This is a genomic window from Clostridium sp. DFI.5.61 (assembly GCF_024462915.1).
GTDB lineage: Bacteria > Bacillota > Clostridia > Oscillospirales > Oscillospiraceae > Lawsonibacter > Lawsonibacter asaccharolyticus.
In genome coordinates, this window is the sequence record NZ_JANGBZ010000018.1 from 33,154 (window position 1) to 57,358 (window position 24,205).

A 24,205-nucleotide genomic window follows, 5' to 3' on the forward strand; every position below is an offset into this window, starting at 1 on the left:
CAAATCTGTAGGAAAGCGGACGATCAGGCGGGAATCAGGCCGTTGTCCACCAGGAACTGATGGGCGACCTCCTTGGCGCTCATGCCGTCCACATCTACCTGAGCGTTCATGGCAGCCATGGTAGCCTCGTCAATGGCACCGTCCAGCTTGGAGAGGACCTCGGCCAGAGCGGGATCAGACTGGATCAGATCGGCATTTACGAAGTTTACAGCGTAGTAGGGGGGGAAGAAGCCCAGGTCGTCCTCCAGAGTGGTCAGCCCCAGCTTGGAGAGCAGAGCATCTGTGGCAAAGGCGTCCACCACGTCCACCTCGTCGTTTTCAATGGCAGTGTAGCGCAGGCTGGCATCCAGTCCGGTGACATCCTTGAACTCGGCGTTGTACTGGCTTTCCAGAAGAGGCAGACAGTCCTCGCGCTGGATAAACTCTACGGTGCATCCCAGCCGAAGCTCAGGGGACTTCTCGATCAGATCAGACAGAGTGGTCAGGCCATAGGCCTCGGCGGTCTCGGGCTTGACGCTCATCACATAGGTGTTATTGAAGCCCAGAGGAGCGGAGGTATAGATGTTGTGGTCTTTCATCATCATATCGCTGACAGTCTGCCAAACTACGTCTTTATCGGTATTCATGGGCTGGGCCAGCAGATTCATCAGGGCGGTCCCGGTATACTCCACGAACATATCGATGCTTCCCTGTTCCAAGGCGTCAAAGCAGACGGCGGCCCCGGCCAGACCGAAGCGCTGATCCACCGTGTAATCGGTGTTGGCCTCGATCAGCTCGGTATAGAGCTCACCCAGAATATTGACCTCAGTAAAGTTGGAGGTGCCTACCACGATGGTCTTGTCGCCGCTTCCGGTACTGGAGGGGGCAGAAGAAACAGACCCGCTTCCGCTGCCGGAAGAGCCACAGGCGGCAAGGGAGAGGGACAGCGCAGCCGCTGTGAGAGCGCAGGTGATTTTTTTCAGGTTTTTCATGACGCAAGAAACTCCTTTTTCTTATTTTGGATTTTAAAATCAAGAGATCAGCCCAGATAGGCTCAGGCAATGATGGCGGCATAGGATGCCGCGGAGACAGCGACCAGGGCAAAGCACAGCCCGCCTGCCACTGCCTTGCGGCGGGTCCGGACAGCTTTGCTGAGGTTTTTGATCTGGTCCTGAGGCAGCAGCCCCTCGCTGGTGAGGGCCCGTTCCACACGGCCCAGGAGGTAATCCAGAGTGAGGGCCATCACAGCGGAGGCGACCGCCCCCATGACAGTCATAGGATAATTGAGGGAGTTCATACCCAGCATAATGAACCAGCCCAGTCCGTTGGCTCCGGCGAAAGCGGCGATGGTCATGGTGCCTACCGCACCCACGGCAGCGATACGGATGCCGGACATGATATAGGGCGTGGCCATGGGCAGCTCCACTCGGCCCAGCTGCTGCATGCGGGTCAGTCCGATGCCCCGTGCCACCTCGAGGGAGACAGGAGAGATGCTGGAGATCCCGGTGTAGGTGTTTTTCAGAATGGGGAGGAACGCATAGACAAACACCATGAAGATGGCCAGTGTCTCACCGACGCCCAGAAAGGGGATCCCCATGGCAAGCAGGGCCATACAGGGGATGGACTGCATCACATTGGCGATGCCGATGACCACGCTGGAGACCTTTTTGCTTCTGGTGATGAAGATACCCAGGGGGACGGCAATGATGAGGGCCAGAACCACGGCGAAGCAGGTCATGGCCAGGTGGCGCAGGAATTCCTCCACCAGACTGTCCCACTCCTCTGCATAGATCGTCAGATAGGGAAGGAAATTCTCCGCCAGACTGTCCCACCACGATGCGGGGGACTCTATCAATGCGCTGCTGCTGCCCATATAACTCCGCTCCTTTCTCCCGCAGTATGCTCAGGGACGAACTGCCTGCTCATAGTGGCCAGCAGACTGCTCTTGGTCAAAAATCCCACAAGAGTCCGGTCGTGCTCGATCACGGGGATAATGCCGGACACATCGTAGTCGATGGTGGAGATGATCTCTTTGAGAGTGGTATCCCCCTCCACCGCGACGTAGTCATCGGAGAGGTAGGTCTCGGCGGAGCCAGAGCCGTCTTTCTCCGACATCAGCTCCTCCAGCCAGAGGACCCCCAGCAGACGGTCCCGGCCGTCTACCACCAGCAGGCTGTCCACGCCGCTCTGGCGCATGATCTGCAGAGCCTGGAGCACAGTCCGCCCCCTGGAGATGGTGATGGGACGGCGGCGCATAATGTCCCGGGCCCGGATATACTCGGGGTTGGCCCACAGACGGTTGGCACCAATAAAGTCCGTGACATACTGATTGGCGGGAGCTTTCAGGATCCGCTCCGGGGTGTCGCACTGGACGATGTGCCCTTCCTGGATAATGCAGATGCGGTCGGCCAGCTTGATGGCCTCGTCCATGTCGTGGGTGACGAATACGACAGTCTTTTTTGTTTTTTTCTGGAGCGTATGGATCTCGTCCTGCAGCTCGGCCCGGGTCATGGGATCCAGAGCGGAGAAGGGCTCATCCATCAGAACGATGGGGGGGTCCACCGCAAAGGCCCGGGCTACTCCCACGCGCTGCTGCTGCCCGCCGGACAGCTGAGAGGGGTATTGGTTGCGGTAGGCGTCCGGGTCCAGATCGACCATCCGGAGCATCTCAGTCACCCGCTCAGAGATCCGCTCGCTGGGGTAGCCGGCGATGCGCATGACCAGCGCAATATTTTCCTCCACGGTCAGATGGGGGAAGAGGCCGCCGGCCTGAACGACATAGCCCACCAGGTTGGGCAGCTGATTTGTTTTGATGCGGTCCACCGGCGTCCCATTGATGAGCAGCTTGCCCTTCTGCACATTGAGCAGCTTGTTGATGCTCTTGAGAAGAGTGGTTTTTCCACAGCCGCTGGAGCCGATGAGAACAAAAAATTCACTGTCCTGAATGGTAAGATCCACGTGGTTCAGAACGGGCCTATCTTTGTACGCCATGGACACATTTTGAAACTCAATCATAAGCGTGTCTCACGATCCCTTCTTTGTTATGGCGGTATCGTAACAGAATTTCAGTTAATGTGACCCTAGGATTCTGCCTCTGGAATTAAGAGTGTGTTAGTTCAGGCAGGGACCCACCGCCCGCTGGGAAGAAAAAGACTGCCCGCCCCCTGCAAGACGCAGGGAACGGACAGTCAGGGACGCAGGTGCAGAGGTCAGGCCTCGTCCTCCTGCTTCTGGCGGATCATGCGGTAGCCCACGCCGATGTGGGTCTGGATATACTGGGGGTGGCTGGGGTCCACCTCCAGCTTTTTGCGCAGAGTGGCCATGAAGACGCGGAGAGAGGGGGTATCCGAAAAGGCGGAGCTGCCCCAAATCTCGTTGAGGATAAAATTGTGGGTGAGGACCTTCCCGGTATTTCGAGCCAAAAGGCAGAGCAGCTTGTACTCGATGGGGGTGAGATGGATCTCCACCCCATCTCGATAGGCACAGCCGGCAGCATAGTCGATCTTCAGGTTCCCGTTCTCGTAGAGGCTGGCTTCCTCACTTACCTTCTGGCTGTCATAGCGGACCCGGCGCAGGGCGACCCGGAGCCGGGCCAGGAGCTCGTCCACGGAGAAAGGTTTAGTCAGATAGTCATCGGCGCCGGCGTCCAGCGCGGCCACCTTGTCGCTGTCCTCGCTCCGGGCGGAGATGACGATGATGGGCAGGTTGCTCCAGGTGCGGACCTTTTTGATGATGTCTACCCCGTCCATGTCGGGCAGGCCCAGGTCCAGCAGCATGACGTCCGGGCGGTAAGAGAGGGCGTCCACCAGAGCACTGGCCCCTGTCTTGGCCCGATGGAACTGATAGTTCTGGGTCTCCAGAGTGGTGGCGATGAGGTTTCCCACCGCTGCGTCGTCTTCTACCATAAGAATGTGCGGCTTATTCATACATTTTTACCTCCGAGGCCCTCAGGGTGAAACGAAATACTGACCCGTGGGGCTGATGATCCTGAACTGATATCTCACCGCCGTGAGCGGTGATGATGGACCTGCACAGGGAGAGCCCCAGGCCCAGCCCCCGCCGGCCATCTCCGCGGGAGTTGTCCGCGGTATAAAACATATCAAATATTTTCTGCTTGGCGCTGTCCGCAATACCTGGACCGTCATCGGAGACCTCGACCTGCACAAAAGGACCGGCCCGGACAGCGGACAAGGAGATATGGGAACCGGCAGGGGTGTACTTGATAGCGTTGTTGACCAGATTGATGACCACCTGGACGATGAGCCGGGCGTCCATATCCGCCATCAACAAATCGTCCTCCAGTTCTACAGAGATATGGTGCTGCTCCGCATTGCGGTCCAGATGGGACAGGGCTTCATGAAAGACCTCATCCAGAAGCTCCGGGCGGATGTTCAGAGAAACAGAGCCGTTGCCCATCCGGGTGAGGGAGAGCAGATTTTCCACCAGGTTGATGAGCCACATGGAGTCATCGTAGATGGAGCGGTACAGGTAGCGCCGCTTCTCCTCATCCAGCACGGCCCCGTTCTCCATCAGGATGCCGGCGTTCCCAGATATACTGGTCAGTGGGGTGCGCAGGTCGTGGGAGATGGCCCGCAGCAGATTGGCGCGCAGGGTCTCCTGATGGGCCAGCTCCTCGATCTGCTGCTTGGCGCGCGCCGTCAGCTCCTTTTCCAGCGCCAGTCCGCACTCGTCCAGGATGGCTACTGTCAGATTTTTTTCAAAGGAGTCCACCTTCTGAGCATTGGGGATGGCAATGCCAACCACCGCCAGCACCTTGTCAGAGCCGCGGACCGCAATGTAGAGGCATTTAGAGCTGGGAAGGGTGTGGGTGGTAGCGCCGGCGTGCTTGTTGTTGTTCCAGACCCACTCCGCCACCGCCCGCTCTGAGGAAGTGAGATATGCAGACATATCCCCGCCTTTGGAAACGGGGAACAGCATGGCCTCCTGCTCCAATCTGTCCTCGTCGGCGGAATAGATCAGGACGTCCCGCTCCAGCAGCTTTTTCAACTGGGTGGCCGTGACCGCCAGGATCTCCCGGCTCCCCTCCGCCTTCTGGAGCTTCTGGCTGGTCTCCAGCAGGATCTCAGTGCGGTATGCCTTTTGGGCGCTCTGGATGGCCTGCCGTTTGACACGGGTGGTAAGAGAGCTGCCCAGCAGCGCTACGGTCAGCATGACGGCAAAGGTGGCGATATAGCTGGGGTCGCTCATCAAAGTAAAATAGGGGTAGGTAAAAAAGTAATTGAAGATGAAGACGGAGCACAGGGATGCCAGCAGGCTGTAGCTGTGCCCCGTGGTGGCCATGGAGATGGTGAGGACGCCCAAGATATAGACCATGATCACATTTTCAGTGGAAAAGCCCGCTCGCTGGAAGAGAAAGCCCACGGCGGTGCAGGCAGCCAGGATCAGGAGGGCCTTGAAAAGATCTCGGACGGAGAAGCGCTCCTGGAGAAGATAGGGCTGCCAGGAGTGGCGGGCGGGCCGCTGGACCTGGTCCGGGATGATGTAGATATCCAGGTCAGGAGCCAGCTCTCCCAGACGGTCCATCAGACTCTTGGCGCCCAGGAGGGGGCCGCGTTTCTGGGGACTGCGGCCCAGCACGATCTTGGAGATCCCGCTGACTTTAGCGTATTCCGCGATCTGAATGGCGGGGTCATCCCCGTAGACCGTGCTGATCCGGGCGCCCAGCTCCTCTGCAAGATGCAGATTGTTCCGCAGCTGCCGGCGTTCCTTGTCGCTCTGGCCCTGAAAGGAAGGAGTCTCCACGAAAAGCGCGGTAAAGGCGCCGTGAAATGCCTCTGCCATCCTGGCAGCAGTGCGGATGACCTTCTCGTTGGAGGGAGAGCCGGACAGGCAGATGAGAATGTGTTCCCGGGCCCTGGGGGGATATCTGTCCCCACCGGAGGGCTTCCGCTCCAGGCGGTCAGCGGTCCTGCGCAGGGAGAGCTCCCGCAGGGCGGCCAAGGTCTGCTCGGTCAAAAGGTGCCCTTCCCCTCCGCCGATGGTCCCGGCCCGCAGGCGCGCCAGAAGGTCGGAGGGCTCCAGATCGACGATCTCCACCTGGTCAGCAGAGTCAAAGACCTGGTCCGGGACGCGCTCCGGGGCGGAGAAGCCGGTGATGGAGGAGACCACATCGCTCAGGCTTTCCAGCTGCTGCACATCCATGGTGGAATAGACGTCAATGCCCGCGCGAAGCAGCTCGGCAATATCCTGGTAGCGCTTGGCGTGGCGGGCTCCCTTATTGTTGGAGTGGGCCAGCTCATCCACTAGGATCAGCTGGGGACGGCGGCGGAGGGCGCCGTCCAGGTCAAATTCGCCCTGCCCTCCACCGGGAGGGATGAGGGGCGGGAGCCGTTCCAGTCCTCCGGCCAGTGCCAGGGTATCAGGATAGGCGGCGGGTGCCAGAAAGCCCAGCACAACGTCCGTGCCCGCCTCTTTTGCGCGGAGGGCGGCGTCCAGCATAGCGTAGGTCTTCCCCACTCCGGCGGCGTAGCCAAAAAAGATCTTCAGTCGGCCGGAGGACTCCTGTTCCAAAGTGTGGTCCCCGGGAGTCAGCCCGTCAGGGCGGGGCTGAGGATCAGAACGCAAGGTATCACCTCGTCTCTTGCTTGGGTCGTTTATATATTATAGTATAACACAGGTGGTATCAGCATAACATTGGCATTTTTGACGGGGTGTAAAGATTACATTAAGGAATCTTTATTAATACAGTATTTATGCACGGAAAATTCTCTTAATCTGGCGCTAATGTCCGATGTGATATAATAAGAAATAAATGCGGGACAGCGCGTGGCCCGGCTGCCCGCCCTGCGGACAGCCGGGCCCTGGATGAACAGCCGCATAGGAACATATCAGAAGGGAACAGGAGCATGATGCATGCTGCGGGGGGATTCTGTGCCGTCTTTCAAACATGACCGTGTCACACCGGCACAAATCATTATTTTAGGATTCCTGCTGCTGATCTTTACTGGGGCAGTGCTGCTGATGCTGCCCTTTTCCACCCAGGAGCCCGGAGGGGCCTCATTTGGGGATGCGCTGTTCACCGCCACTTCCGCCACCTGTGTGACCGGACTGGTGCTCCACGATACGGCGCTTTACTGGTCACCCTTTGGGCAGCTGGTCATTCTTCTGCTGATCCAGGTGGGCGGAATGGGAGTGGTCACCATCGCGGTGGCGATTTTCATGTTTGCGGGCAAACGGATCGGGTTGAAGCAGCGGTGGGTGATGCAGGAGTCCATTTCCGCCCCTCAGGTGGGCGGCATCGTGCGGATGACGGGGTTTATCCTAAAAACCGCCTTTTTGATCGAAGGGGTCGGGGCCCTGCTTCTGGCCCTGCGGTTCTGCCCGCAATTTGGTCTTGGAAGAGGACTTTGGTACGCGGTGTTTCACTCAGTGTCCGCGTTCTGCAATGCGGGCTTTGATCTTATGGGAGTAAACTCCCCGTTTTCTTCCCTCACAGACTACGTAGGCGATCCTTTGGTGAGCAATGTGATCGCTTTTCTGATCATAATTGGCGGCGTCGGCTTCCTCACCTGGAATGACATCAGGGAGCACAAGCTCCACTTTCGACGCTACCGGCTGCAGAGCAAGCTGATCCTGACCACCACGCTGGCCCTGATCCTGACAGGGCTCCTGTTCTTTCTGCTGTATGAGTTCGAACAGGGGCAGTGGGTGGACATGTCCCTGTGGGAGCGGATCAACGCCGCGTTTTTTCAGTCCGTGACACCGCGCACCGCAGGCTTCAACACAGTGGATCTGACTGGCCTGAGCCAGCCCGCCCAGCTGCTGATCATCCTGCTGATGCTGGTGGGCGGTTCACCGGGTTCCACAGCAGGCGGCTTCAAAACCACTACGCTGGCGGTGATGCTGCTGGGGATCCGGGCAGTTTTCCGCCATAAGGAGCGGCCCCAGTGCTTTGGAAGGCGCATCGCAGATGAGTCGATCCGAAACGCCTCTGCCATCTTCCTGCTTTATCTGCTCCTGTTCCTGACAGGGGGCATCCTGATCTGCTGCATAGATGGCGTACCCCTGATGGCGGCGCTGTTTGAGGCGGCGTCCGCCATTGGTACCGTTGGCCTGTCGCTTGGGATCACGCCGGAGCTCTCCGGGGCGTCCAGGCTGATCCTGATTTTTTTGATGTATTTCGGGCGTGTGGGCGGCCTGACCATGATCTATGCGGTCACGGCCAAAGGCGCACCGGAGCTGTCCCAATTCCCCCAGGAGCGGGTCACCATAGGATGAGATCGGAGAGGAACAAATCATGAAGTCAGTGCTTTTGATCGGGCTGGGGCGGTTCGGCCGCCATATGGCCCAGAAGCTCCGGGAACTGCACCATGAGGTAATGGCGGTGGACCGGAATGAAGAGCGGATCAACGACGCCCTGCCCTTTGTGACCAACGCACAGATCGGGGACAGCACCAGTGAGCAGTTCATTGCATCGCTGGGGGTCAGTAACTTTGACCTGTGCGTGGTAGCGATTGGAGATGACTTTCAGAGCTCCCTGGAGACCACCGCTCTGCTCAAGGAATACGGCGCTCCTTTTGTGCTCTCCCGGGCTGCCCGGGACGTCCACGCCAAATTCCTGCTGCGCAACGGTGCGGACGACGTGATCTATCCGGAGAAGCAGACGGCCTCTTGGGCCGCGGTCCGGTACAGCTCTGACCATGTGTTTGACTACATCAAGCTGACACCGGACCATTCCATCTATGAGACGGCGGTGCCGGAATCCTGGGTAGGAAGGACTGTGGTCCAGCTGGCGGTGAGGCAGAAGTACCGCATCAACATTCTGGCCATCAAGCGCAGCGGCACACTGGAGCCCCTCCCAGGCCCCAATCACACCTTCCAGTCGGATGAGACCCTGCTGATCCTGGGGGATGACCGGGACATCCAGAGATTCCTGCATGTCTGACAAGCGATACCGAATGCGGCAGGGAGGCCGGTCCGGCCCCGGAGTTCTGTTGGTCCGCAGCGGAGGGGGAGTTCCCCCAAAAGCTCCCTGCTTACAGTGTTTTCGGAACTGTGACAAAATAAAAAACTTCTCCCTCTGCGTGTGTCCCTGTCCGGGGATGAGGTAGAGAGCGGGACGGCAGAATACGACCGCATGGCGCCACGGCGTCATGCGGTCGTATTCTGATGATGCTGACGCTTGTCTAGAGGCTGTCCCCCTGGGACGGTGTATCCGCTCGCCGGAGGTCAGACAGGCGCTGTTCCAGGACGATGCCGGCCTGATTCAGGATCCCGCGGATCAGATTCTGCTCAAATGCCTCGGGGAGAGGATAGTCATCGCAGGGGATGCCTACAACAGCCTGAGGCCCGCCATGGCTTCGTACTGCCAGGTAAAGGCATCTGGAATTGGGCAGGGTGTGGGTCCCTGCCCCGGCGTGCTTGTTGTTTTTACACACCCAGTCGGCCACCGCCTTCTCCTGCCCACCCGTATAGCGGGAGAGGAGATCGGACTCTGTTTCCGGATAAATGCGGGCCTGCATCAGCTGGCCGTCCGGGTCCATGGGGTAGTAGAGGATCGGCCTGTCGAGCAGCTTTCCAAGCTGAGAGACCGCGATGGCGAGCACCTCATGTTCGCCAGATGCCTGCTGGAGCAGCTGGGTGGCCTCCAAAAGGACCTCGGTGCTGTAGTTTTTCTGTACCGCCATCCTGGCCTGCGTCTTGATCCGGATGGTCAGAGAGCTGGTAAGAAAGCTGGAGAGGAACATGATAAAAAAGGTGATCACATAGCTGGGATGAGCATCCAAGCTGAAATAGGGCTCCGTAAAGAAAAAGTTGAAGGTAAGCACACTGAGCAGCGAGGAGAGAATGCCATAGAGGCGGCCCTCCGTCCAGGTGGCGGTGAGAAGCACCCCCAGAATATAGACGGTGACAATATTGGTCTCTCCGAAGCCCAGACGGGAAAACAGCTCCCCCAGAAGGGTGGCTGCGGCCAAAATGCCCAGCATTTTTCCGGTGTCTTTCCAGGAGAAGGAGAGCTCCGAGGGGGCTATCTTCCATTTGGGGCGGTAGGCAGGCTGTCGGTCCGGGATAATGTAGACATCCAGATTTGGTGCCAGCTCGGTGAGCCGGTCTACCAGGGCTTTCTTGTTCCACCAGCCGCGCCGCCGGCGGTGGTTGGTGCGGCCGAGCACGATTTTGGTCACGCCGCTGGTCCTGCTGTAGTCTGCGATCTGGGCGGCGGGGTCATCACCATATACTGTGGCGATCCGTGCCCCCAGATCTTCCGCCAGCTTCAGATTGGCCCTCAGGCGCTTCCGATTTTCACCGCTGAGCTCCCTGGTATCCGGAGTCTCCACGAAGAGAGCGGTAAAATCTCCTTGAAAGGCCTCGGCCATTCGGGCGGCGGTACGGATGACTTTTGCATTGGAGGGGGCGCTGGACAGACAGACCAGGATATGGTCGCTGGGGTTGAGAAAGCCCTCCGGATGTTGCTTTCGGGCGGTGCGGTTGAGGCGGTCAGCGGTCCGGCGCAGAGCGATCTCCCGCAAAGCGGCAAGGTTCTGCTTGGAAAAGAAGTGGCCCAGGGCTTGCTGAGCCTGGGCGGCCCGGTAGACCTTGCCCTCCTCGAGCCGGGCAATCAGGTCGTCCGGCTCCACATCCACCACCTCGACTTGGTCGGCGGAGTCAAATACCCAGTCTGGGATCCGCTCGTTGACCGTTACACCGGTCAAGCTGGAAACGAGGTCGTTTAGGCTCTCCAGATGCTGAACATTGACGGTGGTGTACACATCGATCCCGGCGCGCAGCAGCTCTTCAATGTCCTGATAGCGCTTGACATGGCGGCAGCCCTGTGCATTGGAATGGGCCAGCTCATCTACCAGGATGAGCTGGGGCTTGCGGGCCAGAGCGGCGTCCAGATCGAATTCCCGCAGGGTGATGCCCTTGTAGGATACGACCAGGGGAGGAAGGCACTCCAGACCTTCCACCAGTTTCATGGTGGCGGGTCTGATATGGGGCTCAATATACCCGGCCACTACGTCCACGCCCATATCTTTCATCTGGTGGGCCATCTCCAGCATGGCATAGGTTTTCCCCACGCCGGCCGCATAGCCGAAAAAGATCTTGAGCCTGCCCTGCCGGACCCGCGTTTCGTCGGGGTCGATCATTCGAATTTTTTTCAGAATTTCTTCCGGAGTTGGTCGATGTTCTTCCAAGACCATCTCACCTCCCGTGGGGGATCACAACAGGAAACAGGATCTTCAGAAATACCTTTTCCGCAGGGCCGCCCCGGATAAAGTCAAAAGTGATCTGTTTTCCGGAGGGGTCCAGGATATAAAACTGCCCCGGCTGGTTGATGATTTGGAATTCCAGCTCATCCAGCACCTGCTGAAGGGTGAGCTCCCACTCCATCATGCAGAATCCCGCTCCCTCCTGGGCAAACTCGTGGAGCCAGGCAAACTCCATGGGCTGTTCGCCGTCCCGAAGAAAAATGCGCCAGAGATGCTGCTTCTGCTCTAAAGAGAGGGCCTGGAGATAGTCGATGGGGCTGGGGTCTCCCTCCAGGGTGAGGTAGCGGTACAGACTGCCGTCCTGATCCTCCAGAATCTCATTTTCGTCCAGAAAAGCTCCGGCACGGCGGTCCACAGCACAGCAGCGGGCGTTATAGCGGATCTGGCCGAGCACATCTCTGAGGCGGGCTGCATGTTCTGACGAATCCGCCTCCAGCTTTACACAGAGGCCGGAGAGCTGGTCAAAGGGCCTGCCCGACACACAGCGGGTACGGCAGAGGATTCTGTTCCCCTCCTCCAGATGGAAGGTGAGCTCCCCGGTCTCGCCGCCGGGGGCGGTGCCATACAGAGCGGTCTCCCAATGGGAGGAGAGACAGGCCATCAGCTCACGGCACTCCTCCTCCAGGTAGCTGGTATCACATGCAGAGTCCCGGTAGAGCAGGAGGAGACCTTTTGTCCCCTCCTGATACAGCAGAGAGGGGGCCGCAGTAAAAAGATCGTTGATGGTGCAGACCAGCTCCAGTGCCAAAAGTCCCGCCGGCTGACGGAGCAGAGCGCGCTCCCGCAGCGGGGCGCGGTGTTCTTCCGCAGTCTGATAGGGGTACAGCATGTCATGTTCCTCCTTTTTCCTTCCTATTTGCAGCGTATGCAGAGGCAGGCTGTCAAGCTTTTGATACCCGGGCAGGCGAGCCCCGGCCGGGTGGATGCCGGCAGAGCTCGCCTGTCTCAGAGTACTTCGTTATTTGCTGACCTCACCGATGAGGCCCAGCTCCTGGGCGATGGCCAGGTTGACGCCTAGAACATTGACAGCCTCCTCGCCGAAGATGCCCAGCACCTTGTGGGTGGTGTTGGCTTCCACGATCTCTTCCAGGCGATCCTCGCTCAGACCGGTATTCTCAGCGAGCGCGGGGATCTGGACCGCCGCAGAGGCGGGGCTGATGTGGGGGTCCAGGCCGGAGCCGGAGGCGGTCAGCAGATCGCCGGGGATGTCCCCTACGGTCAGGCTGGGGTGGCCGGACAGGAAATTGTTGATGTCGCCCTCCACGCGCTCCGCCAGGGCGGGATTGCTGTTGGCATAGTTAGCGGAGCCAGAGCTCAGGCCGGCGTACTCGCTGCCGTCATTGTAGTAGCTCACGCCATCCTCACCCACATAGTAGGTATTGTAGTGGTACTGGGAGGGACGTCCCCTCATAAACCGGGGATCGGTGAACTCCTGACCCACAAAGCGGGAGCCTACCGGCTGACCGTCCACATAGATCAAGTTGCCTCCTGCCTGTGAGGGGAAGATAAGGCTGCCCAGGCCGGTCATCAGGACGGGAAAGAGGAATCCGCAGATCAGCAGCAGGACCAGAGTGGTCACTACTGCCTGGCGGATGCTGCCCGCCGCAGAGCCTTTGCTTGTACTCATATTGAAGAACCTCCTTAGAAGCCGATGAAGCCGATCATTTCCAGCAGAGGACTGATGATCAGGTCGATGATCTTGATGCCGACAAAGGGAGTGATGATACCGCCGACGCCGTAGATCATCAGGTTACGGACCAGCATTTTGCTGGAGGACATGGGACGGTACTTGACGCCTTTCATGGCCAGAGGGATCAGGCAGGGGATGATGATGGCGTTGAAGATCAGAGCGGACAGGATCGCGCTGGTGGGCGAGGCCAGTCCCATGATGTTCAACACGCCCATCTCAGGAATGGCCAGCATGAACATGGCCGGGATGATGGCGAAGTACTTGGCGATGTCGTTGGCAATGGAGAATGTGGTCAGAGATCCGCGGGTGATCAGCAGCTGTTTGCCGATCTCCACCACCTCCAGGATCTTGGTGGGGTCGGAATCCAGATCCACCATATTGGCAGCTTCCTTGGCGGCGGTGGTGCCGGAGTTCATCGCCAGACCTACGTTGGCCTGGGCCAGAGCGGGGGCGTCGTTGGTGCCGTCGCCGGTCATAGCGACGATCTTGCCCTCGGCCTGTTCCTGCTTGATGACGGTGATCTTGTCCTCAGGCTTACACTCCGCAATGAAGCCGTCCACGCCGGCCTCCTTGGCGATGGTGGCAGCAGTCAGGGGGTTGTCGCCGGTGCACATGATGGTCTTGATCCCGATGGCGCGCAGGCGCTCAAAGCGTTCCACCATGCCGGGCTTTACGGTATCCTTCAGATAGATGACACCCAGAATGCGGCTGCCTTCACAAACAGTCAGGGGGGTGCCGCCCAGAGAGGAGACTTCGTCCACCCGTTTGCGCAGTTCGGCAGGAATTTTGCCGCCCTGGGCGGTGACGTACTTCTCGATGGCGTCGGCCGCGCCTTTGCGGATGATGGTGCCGTCGGGGAGATCCACACCGCTCATGCGGGTCTGCGCCGAGAACTCAATGAAGCTGGACTTGGGATCGTCCTCCACCTGGCAGCCCAGCTTACGGCCCAGCTCTACAGTGGACTTGCCCTCGGGAGTGCCGTCCCGCAGGGAGGTGAGGACCGCGCAGCGGATCAGCTCCTCCTTGCTGGCGCCGCCCACGGGGTAAAAATCAGCAGCCAGGCGGTTGCCGTAAGTGATCGTGCCCGTCTTGTCCAGGATCATAGTGTCCACGTCGCCGCAGGCTTCCACCGCCTTACCGGACATGGCGATGACATTGAAGCGGGTGACACGGTCCATGCCGGCGATACCGATGGCGGACAGCAGGCCGCCGATGGTAGTAGGGATCAGGCAGACCAGCAGGGCAATCAAAGTGGAGATGGGGATCTGAACATTGTTGTACACCGCAAAGGGATACATGGTGACCACCACGATCAGGAAGATGATGGTCAGGGACACCAGAAGGGTGTTCAGAGCGATCTCGTTGGGGGTTTTCTTCCGGGAGGCACCCTCTACCAGAGCGATCATGCGGTCCAGAAAGCTGTTGCCCGGCTCAGAGGTGATGCGGATCTTCAGCCAGTCAGACACAACGGTGGTGCCGCCGGTGACGGAGCAGAAGTCGCCGCCGCTCTCCCGGACCACGGGGGCGGACTCGCCGGTGATGGCGGACTCATCCACCGAGGCAATGCCCTCAATGACCTCGCCGTCGTTGGGAATGATCTCGCCGGCGCTGACCAGGACCACATCGCCCTTCTTCAGCTCGCTGGAGGAGACGATGGTCTGAGTGCCATCCTCGTGGAGCAGGTGTGCCTGGGTATCCTTCTGGGTCTTTTTCAGAGAGGCCGCCTGGGCCTTGCCCCGGCCTTCAGCCACGGCCTCCGCGAAGTTGGCAAACAGAACAGTGACAAATAGGATCGCACAGACAATGATATCATAGATCCGCAGCTGCTCGGCATTGGCATCGCCGAACAAACCTGGTACGAAGGAGAGCAGCAGGGTGATGAAGAATCCGATCTCCACTACGAACATGACCGGGTTTTTCATCATGTAGCGGGGGTTCAGCTTGATAAACGCACCCTTCACCGCACCCTTCAGGATATCAGGGGTGATAAATTTTGTATTCTGCTTTTTACTCATGGTTCAAAAGCCCTCCTTAAGCCCACAGAGTCAGATGCTCTGCAATGGGGCCCAGCGCCAGCGCCGGGAAGAAGGTCAGCGCAGCGAAGATGTAAACAACGCACACCAGGCCGATGGTGAAGGTGGCGCTGTCGGTCCGCAGAGTGCCAATGGAATCGTTGACGAACTGCTTGCGCATCAGGGAACCGGCAATGGCCAGCTGGATCACGATGGACAGATAGCGGCCGAAGAACATGGCCAGACCGGCGGTGATGTTCCAGAAGTAGGAGTTGTCCGCCAGACCCTCGAAGCCGGAACCGTTGTTGGCAGCGGAAGAGGCGTACTCATACAGGACCTGGGACAGGCCATGGAAGCCGGGGTTGGTGATGCCGGCCAGACCGCCTTCGGTAGAGACCGCCAAGGCAGAGAAGGCCAGGATCAGGAAGGGGTGGATAATGATGCACAGAGCGGTGAGCTTCATCTCCCGGCCCTCGATCTTCTTGCCCAGGTACTCCGGGGTACGGCCGATCATCAGGCCAAAGATGAACACGCCGAGAATAGCATACATGATCATGTTCATCAGGCCCACGCCCTTGCCGCCGAACACCACATTGAGCATCATGTGCAGCAGGGGAATCATGCCGCCCAGGGGAGTCAGAGTATCATGCATGTTGTTGACCGTGCCAGTAGTAAAAGAGGTGGTAGTGGTGGTGAACATGGCGGACTGGGCAATACCGAAGCGGACTTCCTTGCCCTCCATGCTGCCCATGGACTGATCCAGCCCCAGTTTGGCCAAGGCCGGGTTGCCCTGGCTCTCAGACCAGTAGCAGACACTCAGGCCGATGAGGAAGATGATGCCCATGGCGAAGAAGATGGTGCGGCCCTCGGAGCCGTAGAGCTTCGCGGTGAAGCTGGGCTTGCTCACCAGTTCGCTGGTCTTGACCAGATCCTGGGTGGTGGCGCTGTGCTCACTGGAGCTGGCGGTCTTACGGCGGCGGTCTTTGACCATCTTGCCGAACATGATCACGCAGGCGCCGGGCAGGATCATCATGGAGTAGAGCTCCACCAGATCGCTGATGATGGTGGGGTTCTCAATGGGAGTAGAGGAGTTGGCACCCAGGAAGCCGCCGCCGTTGGTGCCGATGTGCTTGATGATCTCCAGCGCGGCCACGGGGCCCATTGCGATATCCTGCTGAGTCCCCTCAATGGTGGTCACCGTCACGTTGGGATCGAAATTCTGGGGGACGCCCTGCCAGATCAGGAGCATGCCGCCGATGATGGAAAGAGGGATCAGAACGCGGGTGGTCACCTTGACCAAATCAGCATAGAAGTTGCCCACGTTGTCCTTGCTCTTGCCAGCCAGTCCGCGGACAAAGGCGATGCAGGCGGCGTAGCCAGTGGCGGCGGACACGAACATCATGTAAGTGATGACCAGCATCTGGCTGAGATAGGACAGGCCGGACTCACCGGAGTAGTGCTGTAAGTTGGTGTTGGTCATGAAGGAGATGATCGTGTTGAAGGACAGGGTCTCCTCCATCGCGCCGATGCCGTTGGGGTTGAAGATGGGAAGAAACTGAATTCTCAGGACCAGATAGCCGACAAACACCATCACGGCGTTGGTCAGCAGAAGAGCCAGCGCATACTGCTTCCAGTTCATGCCCTTGTCGGGATGAATGCCGCACACTTTGAAGATCCCGCCGTCCACCCGGTCGAACACCGGATCGGCGAAGGTGCGCTGGCCGGAAGCAATATGATACAGATAGTTCCCGATCGGGATGACAATGATCATGAAGATGATCACTGTTAGGACAAGCTGTAACATATGTGTTGTTCCTCCTGTGCGAAACTCGCTTTACAAATGACACATTTGGGGTCAGAAACGTTCAGGGTGTACCAGGGCGTAAACCAGATAGCCGCCCATCAGCACGATGATCGCACCTAATAAAATCATACCCATACTCAATACCTTCTCTCATTCCTCGTGGAACTGATGCTCACACCAGTCAGCCAGCAGCTTTACTGATCCGAAGCAGACCAATAAGACCGCGATCATGATGACGTCTTTCATAGAAACCATCCTTTCCAAAGTTCTGTTTCCGGAACGGACGTATTATAGCACGCAGGGGATTAGCAGGCGGTTAACGTATTCACAGGAGAATTAAACTTGCATTAAGAAAAAGAAATAAAAAAGATAAAAAGAAAGAAGGACAATTGGCTCCTAATACAATTTTAATACGGCGGATGATTTGCAAATCTCACACAAACAGGGCTTGTAGTAGAATCACTTTTAAGGAAGTGATCTTGTGGAAGCTCTGGTACTGGTGGGCGGGACGCTGTTTGTCTGGACCGTCGGATTCTGGGCGGTGGGCCAGCTGGACCGCTTTTTCAAGGAGAAAAACGCTCCCTGCCGGAGGGAGCGGGAGGGGCAGACCCGCAGAAAAAGAAAAGTTCTGTGCCGGAACGCGGGAAAAGCGGAGGGACAGAGGTAAGACAAGGGGAGGGGCCCAGACTGTGTTTTTACATAGTCTGGGCCCCTCCTGTATTCGAAACAGGTCTACGACCGCAGAAACAAAAAAGTCTGGCCTTGCTGTATCGATTTTCCGCGGAAGATGGGCCGGGCCGCTCCAGCGGCTTCAATTCGCACTGCCCCCGTTGCTGACTGGCAGCGGTGTGGGCAGCTTAAACGCCCACTTTGCGGTGCCCTGGGGGTGCAGGACCTGCTCTATGAGATGTCCGCCACGCGGAAGCCGGGCGGGTGCGCGGATCTGCTCTGCCTGAGTCTGATGCTGTTTTTCCTGGAGGAAAAGGGGGGCCGGGAGTGGACAAAAAAGAGATTGCAATCGACAATGGAATATGGTAATATCAACATATAAACTGTGTCGTATTTCGCCTGGATTGGTGAAAATACAGAAAGCGGGCTGGTTCAGAAAAGGGACCAGGACCGCTTTCTGTGTTATTTGGGGAAGTGTAGATTTTTTAACAGAGGATGCAGGAAATGCGTCACTTCAAAAAAGCAGGGAAACTTGCAAAAACGCGGACTGCCGCGGGACAAGACAGGAGGAGCAAACGGATGAAGGAGACAAAACAGGGGGCGCTGCCCGGGACGGCGGCGCAGGCCAGGCAGCTGAAGGCATGGCTGAAGGAGAACGGGGAGAAGCCGGGGGCGGCGCTGCCTGCCCTCCAGAAGGCGCAGGAGATATACGGCTATGTCCCCCGGGAGGTCCAGCAGCTGATCGCGGACGCCCTGCACAAGCCGCTGACGGAGATCTATGGGGTGTCCACCTTTTACTCCCAGTTCAATCTGGAACCCAAGGGGCGCAACCGGATCAGCGTGTGTCTGGGGACCGCGTGCTACATCAAAGGCGGCGGGCGGATCTATCAGCTGCTCCAGGAGAAACTGGGCATTGGAGACGGGGGATGCACCGAGGACGGCCGCTTCAGCCTGGATGCCTGCCGCTGCCTGGGCTGCTGCGGGATGGCGCCGGTGATGATGGTGAACGAGGACGTGTACGGCAGCCTGACCGGCGACGAGCTGGACGCCATTCTGGCGAAATATGAGTAAGGAGGGACTGAGCGTGGGGCAGACGGAACACAAAAACATTAAGATCCGCAGCCGGAAGGACCTGGAGGCCATCCGGGAACGGACCAGGCCCCTCCTGGAGGTGGAGCGGGGAGCCCGGATCGTGGTGGGCATGGGCACCTGCGGCCTAGCCGCGGGGGCCAGGCAGGTCTATGAAGCCATGGCGGAGGAGATCCGCCGACTGGGGCTGGAGGACGTGACCCTGGAGCCGGTAGGCTGTGTAGGGATCTGTCAGTTTGAGCCTGTGGTGGAGGTGTACCAGCCCGGAGGCGTGCGCACCACCTATGTGCACATGACGCCGGAGCAGGGCGTGCGGGTGGTGCAGCAGCACATCCGGGGCGGCAACCCGCTGGCGGAGTACACCATCGGGGCCGTGAGAAGCGGGAGGTGAAGGGAATGTATCGCAGCTATGTGATGATATGCGGGGGGCCCAACTGCACCCTGCTGGCGGGCAGGCAGGAGAAGCTGGCGGAGGAATTCGAGGTCCAGCTGAAGCTGGCCGGTCTGCGTAAAGAGGTCCAGGTGATGCGGGGCGGCTGTCTGGGGCTGTGCTCCAGCGGGCCCAACGTGGCAGTGTTCCCGGAGGGCACGATCTACAGCCATGTCCATGTGGAGGACGTGGCGGAGATCGTCAGTGAGCATCTGCTCAAGGGCGGCCGGGTGGACCGCCTGCTCTACAACGAGAACGAGGCCACCAGCACAGTCCGCAGCCTGGAGGAGACAGAGTTCTACAAGAAGCAGCTGCGCATTGCCCTGCGCAACTGCGGCGTCATCGACCCCCAGAACATTGACGAGTACATTGCCCGGGACGGCTATGCGGCACTGGAGAAGTGCCTGACCGAACTGACGCCGGACGAGGTGATCCAGATCGTGCTGGACTCCGGCCTGCGGGGCCGGGGCGGAGCAGGCTTCCCCACCGGACTGAAGTGGCGCTTTGCCAGCGGGGAACGGGGCCAGGTACAGAAATATGTCTGCTGCAACGCGGACGAGGGCGACCCCGGGGCCTTCATGGACCGGAGCGTGCTGGAGGGCGACCCCCACAGTATCATCGAGGCCATGGCCATCGCGGGCTATGCCATCGGGGCCAGCCAGGGCTATATCTACGTCCGGGCGGAGTACCCCATCGCGGTGAAGCACCTCCAGATCGCTCTGGAGCAGGCCAGGAGCTACGGACTGCTGGGGGAGGATATCTTCGGGACGGGCTTCTCCTTCGACCTGGAGATCAAGCTGGGGGCGGGGGCTTTCGTATGCGGGGAAGAGACCGCCCTGATGACCTCCATCGAAGGGAAACGGGGAGAGCCCCGGCCCCGGCCGCCCTTCCCGGCGGTGAAGGGCTTGTTCCAGCGGCCCACCATCCTAAACAACGTGGAGACCTACGCCAACATCTGCCCCATCATTCTGCGGGGGGCGGAGTGGTTCTCCTCCATCGGCAGCGAGAAGAGCAAGGGGACCAAGGTATTTGCCCTGGGCGGGCGTATCCAGAACACCGGCCTGGTGGAGGTGCCCATGGGCACCACCCTGCGCACTATCGTGGAGGAGATCGGGGGCGGCATCCCCCACGGGAAGAAATTCAAGGCCGCCCAGACCGGCGGCCCCTCCGGCGGATGCATCCCCGCGGAGCACATCGACACCCCTATCGACTACGACAATCTGGCCGCCATCGGGACCATGATGGGCTCCGGGGGCCTGATCGTGATGGATGAGGACACCTGCATGGTGGACATCGCGAAATTCTTCCTGGAATTCACGGTGGACGAGAGCTGCGGAAAGTGCACCCCCTGCCGGGTGGGAACCAAGCGCCTGTTGGAGCTGCTGACTAAGATCACTGAGGGGCGGGGCACCATGGAGGATCTGGACCGGATCGAGGAGCTGGCGGCCTTCATTAAGAGCAACAGCCTGTGCGGCCTGGGGCAGACGGCGCCCAACCCAGTGCTGTCCACCCTGCGCTACTTCCGGGAGGAGTACCGGGAGCATATCCTGGAGAAGCGCTGCCCCGCCGGGGTGTGCAAGGACCTGCTGACCTACTCCATTGATCCTGTCAAGTGCCGGGGCTGCACCATCTGTGCTCAGAACTGTCCGGCCGACGCCATCAAGGGGAGCGTGAAGAATCCCCACAAGATTGACACCAGCAAGTGCATCAAGTGCGGCAGCTGCTATGAAAAATGCCGGTTCGGCGCGGTGATCCGGGGATGAGGGGGAGTGTGAAAATGGAACATGTGAGTGTGAATACAGTGGATGTGGTGAACCTCAAGATCAACGGGATCGCCTGCCGCGCCCCCGCCGGCGCCACCGTCCTGGAGGCGGCCCACGGAGCGGGGATCGCCATCCCTACGCTGTGTTATCTGAAGGAGCTGAACGCCATCGGCGCCTGCCGGATCTGCGTGGTGGAGGTGAAGGGGGCCAAGAACCTGGTGCCTGCCTGCGTCTATCCCATTGCCGATGGGATGGAGGTGTACACCAATACCGAGCGGGTCCAGGCGGCACGGCGGACCAACCTGAAGCTGATCCTGTCCATCCACAATCAGACCTGCCTGACGTGCAGCCGAAGCGGACTCTGTGAGCTCCAGCGCCTGTGCCGGGAATACGGGGTGGACAACCAGATGGCCTTCGAGGGGGAGAAAATCTGCTACGAGCCGGACACGAGCGCGGTGCATATGGTCCGAGACAACTCCAAATGCATCATGTGCCGCCGGTGCGAGGCTGTGTGCAGCCTGGCTCAGGGGGTGGCCTGCATCGGCACATCGGGCCGGGGCTTCGCCACCCACATCGGCCCCAGCTTTGACAGCCCGCTGAGCGAGACCGCGTGCATCCACTGCGGACAGTGCATCATCGCCTGCCCCACCGGTGCCCTCTATGAGAAGGACAACACGGGCCTGGTGTGGAACGCCCTGGGTGACCCCCAGAAGCATGTGGTGGTACAGACGGCCCCCAGTGTCCGGGCGGGGCTGGGAGAGATGTTCAGCCTGCCCATCGGGACCAATGTGGAGGGGAAGCTGGCGGCGGCCCTCCGGCGGCTGGGTTTCGACGGCGTGTTTGACACTGATTTCGCGGCCGACCTGACCATCATGGAGGAGGCCACCGAATTCCTGCGCAGGGTCCAGTCCGGGGGTACGCTGCCCCTGATCACCAGCTGCTGCCCCGGCTGGGTAAAGTACTGTGAGACCTTCCACCCGGACTTCATCCCCAACCTGTCCACCTGCAAAAGCCCTCAGCAGATGTTCGGCGCTATGGCCAAGAGCTATTACGCCGAAAAGATGGGACTGCGGCCGGAGGATATCTTTGTGGTGTCGGTGATGCCCTGCACAGCGAAAAAGTTCGAGATCACCCGGGAGGGGGAGTGCGGCGCCGGCGCGGGCATCCCGGACGTGGATGTTGCCCTGACCACCCGGGAGCTGGGACAGATGATCCAGCGGGCCGGACTGCTGTTCGCGGAGCTGCCGGAGGAGGAGTTCGACCCGACCCTGGGCATCGCAACCGGAGCGGGGCATATCTTCGGCGCCTCCGGCGGCGTGATGGAAGCGGCACTGCGCACGGCCAGCGAGCTGCTCACCGGCAAGGAGCTGGAGAAGGTGGAGTTCCAGGAGGTGCGGGGCGCCCACGGCATCAAGGAGGCGGCCTATGAGATCGCAGGCAGGACTGTCCGGGTGTGCGTCCTCAGCGGAACGGCCAACGCGGGCCAGGTGCTGGAGGACATCCGAAGCGGAAAGCGGGCCTATGACTTCATCGAGATCATGGCCTGCCCAGGCGGGTGCGTGAACGGCGGCGGCCAGCCCCTCCAGCCCTCTGTGATCCGCAATTTCCGCAGTGTGTCCGCTATGAGGGCCGGCGCCCTGTACCAGGAGGACCAGGAGATGCCCCTGCGGAAGAGCCACAAGAGCCCGCTGATCCAGGAGGTCTATGAGCACTATCTGGACCAGCCCGGCAGTCAGCGGGCCCACCAGCTGCTCCATACCTGCTACACAGACAGAAGCGGACAGCACCGCTGAGGGGAGGAGGCACCCTATAACAAAGGCGCAGGGCCGCGGAACTGAGGTTCCGCGGCCCTTGCTGTTAGAAGATTCAGGAGATGCCGGTGGGAGAGCGGCAGAAAAATCACAATTTCCCCTGTCACCCAGAGACAGGATATGGTATAATGGGGACCAGAGACGACAAGAGCCGCCCACATCCGTGAGGAGCGGAGCGGAGGAAAGTGAGGTAAGTTGTGGATAACCAAGAGCTGAATACCCATTTTATCAAGGTCATCGGACACCGGAACCCGGACACGGACTCGGTCTGTTCCGCCATTGCATACAGCCGCCTGAAGAACACCCTGGACCCAGAGCACCCCTGCAAGCCCTGCCGGGCGGGACTGCTGAACCGGGAGACGGAGTTTGTGCTGAACTATTTTCAGGTCCCGGACCCCCAGCTCTACACGGACGTGAGCCCTCAGATCCGGGATGTGGACATCCGGCGGATGGAGGGCGTGGATGGGGAGATGAGCCTGCGCCGGGCTTGGATCACCATGCGGGACCAGCAGATCGACACCCTGTGCGTGGTGGACAAGGAGCGGAACCTGAAGGGCCTGATCACCGTGAAGGACGTGGCCACGGCGAACATGGACGTGTTGGACACCTACATCCTGGCGGAGTCAGAGACCAGCTATCAGAACATCGTGGACATCCTGGACGCCAAGGTGCTGGTGGGAGACATCACCGGCAAGAAGGTGGAGGGGCGCATCGTCATCGGCTCGGGAAGCGCGGAACAGATGGAGCGGTCCATCTCCAAAGGGGACATCGTCATCGTGGCCAACCGCAGTGAGAGCCAGCTCACCGCCATCGAGATGGGGGCGGGCTGCGTGGTAGTGTGCGCGGGTTGCAAGGTGTCCCGGACCATCTGCATGCTGGCTGAGGAGCAGGGGTGTATGATCATCAGCACCCCTAACAGCACCTATGTCTCCGGACAGATGATCAGCCAGGCCGCCCCCATCCGCCACTACATGGTGCGGGACGATCTGCTCACCTTCAATCTGAACAGCTCCGTGGAGTCCGCCACCAAGGTGATGGCCTCCGTCCGATTCCGCTACTTCCCGGTGCTGGATGACGACGGGCACTACATCGGCGTAGTCTCCCGCAGAAACATGATGAACCTGCATAAAAAGCAGCTGATCCTGGTGGACCACAACGAGAAGGGCCAGGCGGTGGAGGGGATCGACCAGGCGGAGATCCTGGAGATCATCGACCACCACCGCATCGGCTCCATGGAGACAGACGGCCCGGTCTATTTCCGCAATGTGCCGGTTGGGTGCACCTGCACCATCATCTATCAGATGTACCGGGAGAACGGGGTGGAGCTGGACCGGTCCACTGCCGGGCTGCTGCTCTCCGCCATCCTTTCGGACACCCTCATGTTCCGTAGTCCCACCTGCACCCCCCTGGATGAGCAGGCGGGCCGGGAGCTGGCCAAACTGACCGGGGTGGACCTGGAACAGTACGCCAATGCTATGTTTGAGGCGGGAGGCGACGTCACCGGCCGGACCGCAGAGGAGGTATTCAACACCGACTACAAGATCTTCAACAGCGGGGAGGTCCGCTTCGGCGTGGGCCAGGGCAGCTACTTGACCGAGAAGAACCGGAAGGCCAGCGAGGCCCTGATCGGTCCCTACCTCCAGACCGCACTGGAAAAGCAGGGGCTGGACTACATTTTCTACATGTTCACCGATGTGCGCAACTCCAGTACTGAGCTGCTGATGGCG

19 protein-coding genes are annotated in these 24,205 nt (G+C 59.6%); 8 read left to right on the forward strand and 11 right to left on the reverse strand.

The window, feature by feature from the left end:
- Positions 1–23: 23 nt before the first annotated feature.
- From NE584_RS10435 to NE584_RS10455, 5 genes are all read right to left on the reverse strand, one after another.
- Positions 24–971: a glycine betaine ABC transporter substrate-binding protein gene (locus NE584_RS10435; RefSeq protein ID WP_050623945.1), complete on the reverse strand. Its 948-nt coding sequence runs from the start codon at positions 969–971 to the stop codon at positions 24–26.
- Positions 972–1,033: 62 nt separating this feature from the next.
- A complete protein-coding gene (locus NE584_RS10440; RefSeq protein ID WP_082203552.1) occupies positions 1,034–1,852 on the reverse strand; it encodes an ABC transporter permease in 819 nt (272 codons plus the stop codon).
- Positions 1,831–2,994, reverse strand: a complete 1,164-nt coding sequence (locus tag NE584_RS10445; RefSeq protein WP_256182739.1) for a betaine/proline/choline family ABC transporter ATP-binding protein — start codon at positions 2,992–2,994, stop codon at positions 1,831–1,833. The genes NE584_RS10440 and NE584_RS10445 overlap by 22 nt, the downstream gene beginning before the upstream one ends.
- A gap of 194 nt (positions 2,995–3,188) precedes the next feature.
- Positions 3,189–3,905 carry a response regulator gene (locus tag NE584_RS10450; RefSeq protein ID WP_050623947.1) on the reverse strand — a complete coding sequence of 239 codons (717 nt, stop codon included), beginning with the start codon at positions 3,903–3,905 and terminating at the stop codon, positions 3,189–3,191.
- Entirely contained in the window at positions 3,898–6,564 is a 2,667-nt protein-coding gene (locus tag NE584_RS10455; protein ID WP_256182740.1) for a sensor histidine kinase KdpD, read from the reverse strand. The genes NE584_RS10450 and NE584_RS10455 overlap by 8 nt, the downstream gene beginning before the upstream one ends.
- Positions 6,565–6,852: 288 nt before the next feature.
- Between NE584_RS10455 and NE584_RS10460 the strand changes: the two genes are divergently transcribed.
- Positions 6,853–8,217: a TrkH family potassium uptake protein gene (locus NE584_RS10460; RefSeq protein WP_256182741.1), complete on the forward strand. Its 1,365-nt coding sequence runs from the start codon at positions 6,853–6,855 to the stop codon at positions 8,215–8,217.
- Between the two features lie 19 nt (positions 8,218–8,236).
- A complete protein-coding gene (locus NE584_RS10465; protein WP_050623950.1) occupies positions 8,237–8,884 on the forward strand; it encodes a TrkA family potassium uptake protein in 648 nt (215 codons plus the stop codon).
- A gap of 241 nt (positions 8,885–9,125) precedes the next feature.
- On the opposite strand, the gene NE584_RS10470 is transcribed toward NE584_RS10465, so the two are convergent.
- The 6 genes from NE584_RS10470 to kdpF form a co-directional block, all read right to left on the reverse strand.
- A complete protein-coding gene (locus NE584_RS10470; protein WP_256182742.1) occupies positions 9,126–11,135 on the reverse strand; it encodes a sensor histidine kinase KdpD in 2,010 nt (669 codons plus the stop codon).
- Between the two features lie 7 nt (positions 11,136–11,142).
- Positions 11,143–12,039 carry a hypothetical protein gene (locus NE584_RS10475; RefSeq protein ID WP_256182743.1) on the reverse strand — a complete coding sequence of 299 codons (897 nt, stop codon included), beginning with the start codon at positions 12,037–12,039 and terminating at the stop codon, positions 11,143–11,145.
- A 129-nt stretch (positions 12,040–12,168) separates the two neighbouring features.
- A complete protein-coding gene (gene kdpC / locus NE584_RS10480; RefSeq protein ID WP_256182744.1) occupies positions 12,169–12,837 on the reverse strand; it encodes a potassium-transporting ATPase subunit KdpC in 669 nt (222 codons plus the stop codon).
- A gap of 14 nt (positions 12,838–12,851) precedes the next feature.
- Complete coding sequence (gene kdpB, locus NE584_RS10485; protein ID WP_050623954.1) at positions 12,852–14,915, reverse strand: potassium-transporting ATPase subunit KdpB; 2,064 nt, start codon at positions 14,913–14,915, stop codon at positions 12,852–12,854.
- 16 nt (positions 14,916–14,931) lie between these two features.
- Positions 14,932–16,716: a potassium-transporting ATPase subunit KdpA gene (locus NE584_RS10490; RefSeq protein WP_050623955.1), complete on the reverse strand. Its 1,785-nt coding sequence runs from the start codon at positions 16,714–16,716 to the stop codon at positions 14,932–14,934.
- A 51-nt stretch (positions 16,717–16,767) separates the two neighbouring features.
- Positions 16,768–16,851 carry a K(+)-transporting ATPase subunit F gene (gene kdpF / locus NE584_RS19885; protein ID WP_077138735.1) on the reverse strand — a complete coding sequence of 28 codons (84 nt, stop codon included), beginning with the start codon at positions 16,849–16,851 and terminating at the stop codon, positions 16,768–16,770.
- Positions 16,852–17,197: 346 nt separating this feature from the next.
- On the opposite strand from kdpF, the gene NE584_RS10495 reads away from it, so the two are divergent.
- From NE584_RS10495 to NE584_RS10520, 6 genes are all read left to right on the forward strand, one after another.
- Positions 17,198–17,383, forward strand: coding sequence for a hypothetical protein (locus NE584_RS10495; protein ID WP_256182745.1), 186 nt, complete (start codon positions 17,198–17,200; stop codon positions 17,381–17,383).
- A 581-nt stretch (positions 17,384–17,964) separates the two neighbouring features.
- A complete protein-coding gene (locus NE584_RS10500; RefSeq protein ID WP_050623957.1) occupies positions 17,965–18,456 on the forward strand; it encodes an NAD(P)H-dependent oxidoreductase subunit E in 492 nt (163 codons plus the stop codon).
- Between the two features lie 13 nt (positions 18,457–18,469).
- Positions 18,470–18,865: a ferredoxin gene (locus tag NE584_RS10505; protein ID WP_256182746.1), complete on the forward strand. Its 396-nt coding sequence runs from the start codon at positions 18,470–18,472 to the stop codon at positions 18,863–18,865.
- A 5-nt stretch (positions 18,866–18,870) separates the two neighbouring features.
- Positions 18,871–20,667, forward strand: coding sequence for an NADH-quinone oxidoreductase subunit NuoF (gene nuoF / locus NE584_RS10510; protein WP_108980917.1), 1,797 nt, complete (start codon positions 18,871–18,873; stop codon positions 20,665–20,667).
- Between the two features lie 14 nt (positions 20,668–20,681).
- The gene (locus NE584_RS10515) at positions 20,682–22,460 is read left to right on the forward strand and encodes an NADH-dependent [FeFe] hydrogenase, group A6 (protein WP_256182747.1); all 1,779 of its coding nucleotides are present in this window, start codon (positions 20,682–20,684) and stop codon (positions 22,458–22,460) included.
- A 215-nt stretch (positions 22,461–22,675) separates the two neighbouring features.
- A partial coding sequence (locus NE584_RS10520) for a putative manganese-dependent inorganic diphosphatase (protein WP_256182748.1) occupies positions 22,676–24,205 on the forward strand: 1,530 nt, incomplete at its 3' end.